The sequence below is a fragment of the Bradyrhizobium sp. PRIMUS42 genome, from assembly GCF_023006515.1.
Lineage (GTDB): Bacteria > Pseudomonadota > Alphaproteobacteria > Rhizobiales > Xanthobacteraceae > Bradyrhizobium.
Genome location: NZ_JALBGZ010001145.1, coordinates 1 through 1,311, shown reverse-complemented (window position 1 = coordinate 1,311; position 1,311 = coordinate 1). Strand labels below are relative to the sequence as shown.

The window sequence follows — 1,311 nt, the reverse complement described above, 5'->3', positions numbered from 1 at the left end:
AGCCGGTTCCAGATCGGCGGACCTGCCGGCGCGTTCATCGTATTGGTCGCGGCGACCGCGGAGCGTCACGGCGCCGACGGCGTCATTCTCGCCACCATGATGGCGGGCCTGTTCCTGATCGCCGCGGGCCTGCTGCGGGTCGGCACCTACATCAAGTTCATTCCCTATCCGGTCACGGTCGGCTTCACCGCCGGCATCGCCGTGATCATCTTCGCGAGTCAGCTCCGCGATCTCGCAGGCATCACGCTCGCGGGGAAAGAGCCCAGCGAATTCGTGCCGAAGCTCGTTGCGCTTGCCGGCGGCCTCAACACCGTCAATCCGTCCGCCGTCGCGGTCGCCATCGTCAGCATCGCCATCATCGCGACCTTGCGCCGGTGGCGGCCGTCATGGCCCGGCATCCTGATCGCCGTCGTGTTTGCTGCGGTCGCCAGCAGCGTGCTGGCGCTCCCGGTCGAAACCATCGGCTCGCGCTTCGGCGGCATTCCGCGCGAATTGCCCTCGCCAGCCTTGCCGGCGTTCTCGATTGCGAAGGCGACCGCCGTGCTGCCGGATGCGATCGCATTCGCGCTGCTGGCCGCCATCGAATCGCTGCTGTCGGCGGTGGTCGCCGACGGCATGACCGGGCGTCGCCACCGCTCCAATTGCGAGCTGGTGGCGCAAGGCGCCGCCAATATGGGCTCCGCGCTGTTCGGCGGCATCTGCGTCACCGGACTGATCGCACGCACCGCGACCAACATCCGCGCCGGCGCGCGCGGGCCGCTCGCGGGCATGCTGCATTCGGTCTTTCTGCTGCTGTTCATGCTGATCGCTGCGCCGCTCGCAAGCTACATCCCGCTGGCTGCGCTGGCCTCAGTGCTGGTCGTGGTGGCCTGGACCATGGCGGAGAAGCAGGAATTCGCGACGCTGCTGCGCTCGTCATGGGGCGATGCAATCGTGCTGCTCGCGACCTTCCTGCTGACGATCTTCCGCGACCTCACCGAAGGCATCCTGGTCGGCTTCGCGCTCGGCGCGGTGCTGTTCATCCATCGCATGGCGGAGATGACGGGCATCGAGGAACGCTCGCCATTGGTCGCCGGTGATCGTCCCGACGACGGCAATGGCGATCGCGTTCCCTACGATCCTGCGCTTGCGGTCGATCGCGACGTGCTGGTCTACCGCATCACCGGTGCGTTCTTCTTCGGCGCGGCCTCCGCGATCGGGGGCGTGCTCGACGGGGTTGCCGACAAGCGCAAGGCGTTCGTGGTCGATTTCGCCGCGGTGCCGTTCCTGGATTCGACGGCGGCCAACGTGCTCGGCCGGGTCGCCGCCAAG

General features: G+C 67.7%; 1 protein-coding gene. It reads left to right on the top strand.

Annotation, left to right across the window (positions count from 1 at the left end):
* The coding region (locus MOV75_RS38450) for a SulP family inorganic anion transporter (RefSeq protein WP_247008049.1) at positions 1 to 1,311 on the top strand (1,311 nt) is incomplete at both ends.